Annotated in this window: 5 protein-coding genes; 3 read left to right on the forward strand and 2 right to left on the reverse strand. The window is 58.6% G+C overall.

Going from position 1 to position 7,506, the window contains the following annotated elements; translation table 11 throughout:
* Positions 1–183: 183 nt before the first annotated feature.
* The gene (locus PSV43_RS01945) at positions 184–3,027 is read right to left on the reverse strand and encodes a PAS domain-containing protein (RefSeq protein ID WP_300193122.1); all 2,844 of its coding nucleotides are present in this window, start codon (positions 3,025–3,027) and stop codon (positions 184–186) included.
* 998 nt (positions 3,028–4,025) lie between these two features.
* Here PSV43_RS01945 and PSV43_RS01950 point away from each other — a divergent pair.
* The 3 genes from PSV43_RS01950 to PSV43_RS01960 all read left to right on the forward strand — a co-directional run bounded on the left by PSV43_RS01950 (position 4,026) and on the right by PSV43_RS01960 (position 5,682).
* Entirely contained in the window at positions 4,026–4,313 is a 288-nt protein-coding gene (locus tag PSV43_RS01950; protein ID WP_300193124.1) for a hypothetical protein, read from the forward strand.
* Between the two features lie 123 nt (positions 4,314–4,436).
* Entirely contained in the window at positions 4,437–4,673 is a 237-nt protein-coding gene (locus tag PSV43_RS01955) for a hypothetical protein (protein WP_300193126.1), read from the forward strand.
* A 157-nt stretch (positions 4,674–4,830) separates the two neighbouring features.
* Positions 4,831–5,682, forward strand: coding sequence for a UDP-2,3-diacylglucosamine diphosphatase (locus PSV43_RS01960; protein ID WP_300193128.1), 852 nt, complete (start codon positions 4,831–4,833; stop codon positions 5,680–5,682).
* A 32-nt stretch (positions 5,683–5,714) separates the two neighbouring features.
* Here PSV43_RS01960 and PSV43_RS01965 read toward each other — a convergent pair whose 3' ends face one another.
* Entirely contained in the window at positions 5,715–6,710 is a 996-nt protein-coding gene (locus tag PSV43_RS01965) for a hypothetical protein (RefSeq protein WP_300193130.1), read from the reverse strand.
* Between the last annotated feature and the right edge of the window lie 796 nt (positions 6,711–7,506).

A 7,506-nucleotide genomic window follows, 5' to 3' on the forward strand; every position in this document is an offset into this window, starting at 1 on the left:
CATTCCCGAATGCCTCCCCACCATTCCGGAAATGAGTTTTGCGAATCGCTATAATTCATCCGTGAGTGAAAAAACGCAGAGGGATCAAGAGAATACCTCTGCTCCCAACACGCCCCGCCACGTCCCATCCCCCCCAACTTGAAACCTTAAACTTGAAACCTTAAACCTTAAACTCTCCCCCCTTCACCTCCGCCTCGACTGACGAGCAACCGCTGAAATAGTAGCGACCAGTTCCGTCGGCTCCACCGGCTTCGACACATGAGAAAGGAAGCCCACCTGCAGCGCTTTGATGCGGTCCTCCGCCCGTGCAAAGGCCGTCAGCGCCACCGCCACCGTCTCCCCGCCCTGGCTGGCATCCAGCTTTCTCAGCCGCCGCAAAAATTCATAGCCATCCATGTTCGGCATCCCAATGTCGCTCAGGATCAAGTCCGGCCGCAGCGTGGGGATCAAGTCCAGCGCCTCGCTCGCAGACGCCGCCACAGAAACCTCCGCCTCGCAGTCCCTCAGGATGCGCCTCACCAGTTCCCGCGCATCATCCTCATCATCCACCACCAGCACCTTGATTCCCAGCAGGTCCGTGTTCTTGCGGAAGTGCGGGTGAGCGTTGGAGCTCTGCGGGTGCATCCGCTCCACGCCCTCTGAGGTCATGCTCACCGCCTGCAGAGGCAGATCCACCGTAAAGGTGGCCCCTTTGCCAGCGCCAGCGCTGTGCACACGAATGGTGCCGCCATGCAGCTCCACCAGTTGCTTCACAATCGCCAGCCCCAGGCCCAGCCCGCCATGCTTGCGGTTCATCGCCGCATCCGCCTGACGAAAGCGATCAAACACATGCGGCAGGAACTCCGCGCTGATCCCCTCCCCACTGTCGCACACGCTCAGCTCCAGGTGCGAGTTGACCCTTTGCAGCGTCACCAGCACCTTGCCCCCCTTCGGCGTAAACTTGATCGCATTCGACAGCAGGTTCCACACAATCTGCTGCATCCGCGAAGGGTCCCCCGTCATCGGCCCGGCCTGCGGGTCCAGAATCTGCTCCACGCGGATGTCCTTCGCCGTCGCCGCAGGCATCACCGTTTCAATCGCCGCCTTGATGCAGGTCGCCGGGTGCAGTTGCTGCACATCCAGCCGCAGCTTCCCTGAGATGATCCGGCTCATGTCCAGCAGATCCTCGATCAGCTGCGTCTGCATCCGCACATTGCGGTCGATCACCTCCAGCCCCGTCGCCAGCGTTTCCGCGTCCGGCACCTCCTCCCGCAGGATCTGAGTCCAGCCAAAAATCGCATTCAGCGGCGAGCGGATCTCATGGGACAGCGTCGCGAGAAATTCGTCCTTCATCCGGCTCGCGTGCTCCGCCTGGGTGCGCGCCGCCCGTTCACTCGCCAGCAGTTCAGTACGCTCCTCATCGCGGCGCTTTTGCTCACTCACGTCCGTATTGCTGCCAAACCACAGCACAATCGCCCCCGTCGCATCCCGGTGAGGCATCGCACGACTCAGGAAGGGCCGGAACACACCATCCGCGCCACGCAGCGGAAAGGTCATGTCAAAAGGCTGCCCGTTTTCGATGCATTTCTGCCATTCGCTGACCACACTGGGCAGCGTCTCAGGATCATTCACTTCCTGCCATCCCCATCCCTCCATCTCCTCCTGCGTCGTGCCCGTATACTCATACCAGCGTCGGTTGTACCAGAAGATCCAGCCATCCGGCCGCGCCATCCACGCCAGTTGCGGCATCGTATCCGCCAGTTGTCGAAACAGCACCTCACTGCGTTCCAGCCTGGCTTGCAGGTCCCGCTGTTCGTGGATGTCCGTGCAGGTCCCATACCAGCGGGAGATCACCCCCTCGGCATCACGCAGCGGCAGCGCGCGTACCAGAAACCAGCGAAACTCCCCATCCGCCCGCCTCACCCGAAACTCCGCCGCGTACGGCGTTCCCGCAGCCAGAGCCTCCGTCCAAAGCACCGCGACCTTCGGCAGATCCTCCTCATGGATGTGCAGGCTCCATTCCGCCTTCTCCTTGTCGCCGCTCTTGGCACCAATGAACTCAAACCAGCGCTGATTATAATAGTCCAAAGCACCATCTGGCAGCGCAGACCACACAATCTGCGGCATCGAGTCCGCCAGTTGCCGAAAGACCGCCTCGTTCTGCTGCAGCACCGTCAGCGCATTTTGATCCCTCGTCACGTCCCGCGTTGATCCCGCGACAGACTCCACCTCTCCGCCCGACGAGAAGACCGGGGAAAAGATGTACTCATAAAAGCCGACCACACCAGCTGAGCTCGTGTAGGGCGTTCGGTCCGTCACCGGCAGACGCGTGTCAAACACCTGCTGAATCTGCCTTTGCAGAGTGCCCGCCAGCTCATCCGGGTAGTACAGATCAAAGAAGTTTTTCCCCACCGCATCCTTCAATTCCAAGCCCCAGAGATCCAGCAAAGGCTTGTTGACGAAAATGAAGCGCCCATCGTGATCGAAGCTGTAAACGAAGTCCGTGATCGAAGACAGCATCGCCTCCATCGTACGCCTCTGGCGGTCCAGCTCGGTCTGCAGCTTCAGCCGGTCGCTTTCCGCCTCCACGCGCTCCGTCACATCCACCACCACACCCGGCATCCGCAGCGGCTTCCCGCGCTCATCACGCTCCACCTTGCCGCGTGCGATCACAGACCGGTAGGTGCCGTCCTGCTGGCGCAGCCGATATTCAGACACAAATTTGCTGCCCTTGCGAAGCGCCGCCCCGATCGATCCCTCCAACTGACCAATGTCTTCTGGATGCACCGCCGCCAGGTAGGCCCCCAGTCTGCCCCCCTCGGCCTCCTCCTCCGACACGCCAAACATGCGTGCCAGATTCGCATCGGCCCAGACCCTGTTCGCCACGATGTCATACTCCCACGTCCCCACCTCCGTCGCCACGAGCACAGATTCCATCCGCCGCCGCGCCTCCTGCAGCAGCCGTTCCTGCTCCATCATTTGCAGCTCATGCGTGGCAATAGCCCCTGCGCCAAGGGCGGCGGAGTCAGCGGAGTTAGGAAGAGGCATGGTCAAGGTCAGTTCAATTTATCCGGCAAGGCTCAGACCTTGTCAAAAGCCACCTATCCACTGATGCTATATTTCGCATTTGCCGCAGCCCGTGGATGCCTGTCCTCACACATTTCCTCCATCCCAAGATCATCGCAGAAGTCGCACCAGCCGCCCGCGTTTGAAACGGTCCTCATCTCACCCCTCGCCCAGCCCAGAATCCCCGACAGACTGGCTCACAATTTCCAGCAGCCGCTCATGAATGCACTGCCTGCGCAGGCCCAGATCCACACTCGCAATCGTCAGCCGGTGTCCCATGAAATCATTCAGCCTACACCGTGGGGTAGAGCTTCGTCACAAAGCCCACAGGTGCCTCACACTCCTCAGTCATCCAGCGTCGTTACGCCTCGCCAAACTGCGGGCTCAGGCTCTGCGTTTACGGGGTTCGCATCGCGACTGCTCATCAGTGGCTAAAGCAGCCGCTCATGAAGTGATCATTGCACCCGAATAAAACCACGCACAGTTGAAAACGGGTCTGAATCCATGGCGCGTAGTAAGGGCCTTTTTGCGCTCTTTCCTCGCCTCGCTCCGCCACACACCAGCCCTGAAGGGGCTGCGTAACATAGCCCAGGGTCAGCCGAGCCTCAGCGAGGCGACCCTGGGTATGGCAGACAATTCCGGGAAGCAAAGCCAGCGCTCCGCCGCATCCCAAGCCCACCAGCAGCGTCTGCAACCAGCCCCGCCCCACCTAGGCTCCGCCATCTCATCACGCTCTCCCCGTAAAGATTCTCAACACGAGAAAATAAACCCGTTTTCAACACATCATGGTATAAAACCTGCCCACCAGCTATCAGTGCTGTGAGGGCAGCGTCTGATAACCTGAGCCGAGATTAAAAAAGCGCCCAGCCGGATCTCCAGCCAGACGTTATTTTGTGGTAAATCCAACTAATTGTTATTACTCTATTTTTTAAATAACTGCTTATTTGAACAGTTATTAATACGGTGGCATCCAAGTCGGTATGAGTCCGAGCCCCCACAAAGTCGCCGAAATGGCCATCGCAATCGGAGGCACTGAAGTTGCCGCACGCCAGTGGCTGCAGGCGGGGTTTTCTCCGGGAGATGCGGCGGCGTATGTGCAGGCAGGGTGCTTTGATGTGGATCGCACCGTGGAACTGAACCGCGCCAATGTCTCCCCCAGCCAGATCGCCGCGTTAGGCCTGGGCTGGGACTTCTGCGCTGGCAAGGTGCCACTGGCAGAACTGCTGATGGGCCGTGTACTTCAGGTGAAGACACCGATGCTATGCTGAGCCACGGCAGGTGTCTCGCGCACAGCATCCTCCCAGCCTGAGTTCCTCCCCCCGCACAATTGGGTAACATTTCTGTGACGCGTTCTCCATTGAACCCCCATCCGCCGCAGCGCAAAGAGGAGCATGTTCAAGCCACGCCACAACGATCTCCACAGCTTCCTGCAATGGCGCAGGCAGACGCGCTTCATCCGCCATCACGGCGGGCCCATCATCGCAGTGTCGTTGTTTGTGATCGGTCTGTTGTTCGCGTGGAGAGCATGCGACCCCGCCCCGCCACCGGAGCATGTACCGACAGTTGAAGAACATCAGCGGCATGAGATTGACCGCACCCTGCACGCGACGAAAATGCCCAAGTGGTGAAGCCGTGGCACAAGGGCCGGCCGCGTGTCGAAAAGGTTTCACTCGGCCTGTTTCATCCCTGCCAGTGACAGGCCATCTCTGGTGACAAGGTCGTTACTATTCACAGACCTCCGCTCTCGGCATGCTGTGAAAAAATCAGCACCTTGCTCCCACACCCATGAAAACCAAACTCCGCATCAAGACTCTCTTCATGTCGGATGTCCACCTCGGCATGGCGGACTCCAAGGCCGTGCAGGCGGCGCATTTGATCCGCCACTGCGCCTGCGAGAAGCTCGTCCTCAATGGCGACATCATTGACGTCTGGGCGCTGAAAAGCTCGGGGCGCTGGACGCAGGAGCACACCCACTTTGTTCGCACCGTTCTCAAGAAGATGGAAAAGGAGAGCACCGAAGTCATCTACCTGCGCGGAAACCACGATGACATCCTGGAAAAATTCCTTCCCTTCAAGCTCGCCGGTCTTTCCTTGGTTGACGAGCACATTCATGAGTCCCCGCATGGTCGCTATCTCGTCGTCCATGGCGACGGCTTTGACCATGTGACCACGAACCACGTCTGGCTCGCGAAAGTCGGTGCCGTGGGCTACGATCTCCTCCTGCGCATCAATCGCGCCTACAACGCATGGCTGCGCTGGCGCAACAAGGAGGCCTTCTCACTCAGCCGCTGGGTGAAGATGAAGGTCAAAGGTGCCGTCAGCTTTGTCGGCCGCTATGAGGAGCAGTTGCAAAAGCTCGCGCGTTGGAAAAACTGCCACGGCATCATCTGCGGTCACATCCACACACCCGCAGACAAGATGATCGACGACGTCCATTACCTCAATTCCGGCGACTGGGTGGAAAGCATGACCGTGGTCGTCGAGCATCTGGACCGCACCTTTGAGGTGCTCAGCTATCACGACTTCTGCCGCCTCACCGGACGCCAGCCCAAGGGGTTGGATCTCAGCATGAATGTGAGCCACATCAGCTCCCGCCCCCTCGCGCTCCCCGCACCGCAGCACCTGATAGCCGCGTAAAAATCGGCCTCAGCAAGCAGCGCCCCCACGCCTCACTCCTCCGCAATCAGCGGCACATCCTTCGCATCGCGGGCAGACTTGGCCTCATCGAGCTTTCCATCTTTGATCAGGCGCGCAATGAGCTGCTCCGCTTTCTGATTGTAATCCTGCATGACGGGAAGAGACGCCTGCGCGCGCGCCGTCTTCAGGTTTGCCAAAGCACTGTCATACGTGGCCCGCAGAGCCGCAAGGGCGGGCGCCTCGACCTGCACCGGCGCGCTGGCGGCACGGCCAGTCTTCGCGACGGTATCCTTCTCATCGCGCAGCGCCAGGGACTCATCCAGCAGGCCTTGAGACTGGGAGTTTTTCATCGCTTTGTCGATGGCTGCCACATACCGGGCATTGAGTGCCGCGACGCCCTGCTCATAGTCTTTCCAGACTTGGCCACGCAGCGCGCGCTCCGTGGCCACTCGGAGCATTTTGAGCTCACCCTTGGAGGTGTCATTTATTTTCGCAGGTTCGGCCGCAGCAGCCCGCTGCGTCAGCTTCCCCTCTTGCAGCCACCATTCCACCGGGAAGCGGGTGGCTTTGGAAGGTTCGCTTTCAAAGACCTTCACCCCGGCATAGCGGATGACAGTGATGGAATCCTCCACCTTGGAGTGTTTGTCTCCGGTGATTCTTTCAATATCCTTATTGAGCTCCCCAAAACTAAGATAAATCTCCGAGAATCCTTTGCTGTTGACGACAAAATCGATGCGGCATTTCATCACGCTCCACTCTTTACTCGGGGTGCGAAACAGCATGCGCACCTCGACATTCAGCTTGCCGACCACAGCAGGTTGGGGCCCGGTGTTAATGACAGGCAGCCTGCCCTTGATGAAGGTCGCAGTGCGGGTGTCCTCAGGTGCCGCATCCACGGCTTTGAATCTCAACCCTTTCGCGACCGCCTGATCTTCCGCTGACAGGCTGCTCAAATCCACCTCAGGCTGCTGAGCCAGAGCCGAGGAAAAAAACAGGCCAAGGGTTAGGTAAAGTCGGAAGGTCGTCATGATAGATTTGCTGATACGTGGCTGAGAGCGCCATTCAATCTTGGAGCCTCCTTTTTGGCAAGTCTTATACCACGCACAGTTGAAAAAGCGTCTGCATCCATGGCGCTAACCAAGGGTCTTATACGCGCTCTTTCGTCGCTTCGTCCCGCCACACACCAGCCCTGAAAGGCTGCGGATGATAGCCCAAAGATGCCAGCATCTCTGCCACCTCGGCACCTCCCGAATAACTAAATCGCAGATGGGCTCTAAACCCATTCTGGAAAATCTCTGCGACCGTTCATTCTCTGCGGTTCAAATCTCCGGCCATTCCATTGCCCACCATTCCATTGCTAAAAAACAGCGCCCCCTTTTCGCACCAAACTCAAGTCAGATCCCCCTTCCGTGTATTCTGTGTATTCCGTGGTTCAAATCTCCGGTCTCCAAATCTTCACCACGCAAATCTCCGGCCATTCCACACCCGGTTACAACACAACATGGTATCACTCGTCACCCCATGTTATCGCCATCATGGCTCCTTCCACAGCCTCCGAAGCTTTAGCCTGGACCATGACATCCAAGCACAAGTCAGCCTGATCACTCTCGCCAAGCCCTCCCGGAAAACGCCTGAGAAAACAAGCGATTGAATCTCTGCCACCTCACGAATAACTAAACCGCAGATGGGCTCTAAACCCATTCTGGAAAATCTCTGCGACCGTTCATTCTCTGCGGTTCAAATCTCCGGCCATTCCCTTGCCCAACATCCTGCTGACTCAGCAAGCGCCTAGTCGATCGCGCCTTTTTTGCGCAAAAACGGCAC

The organism is Prosthecobacter sp. (genome assembly GCF_029946185.1).
In the GTDB taxonomy this organism is placed as follows: Bacteria; Verrucomicrobiota; Verrucomicrobiia; order Verrucomicrobiales; family Verrucomicrobiaceae; genus Prosthecobacter.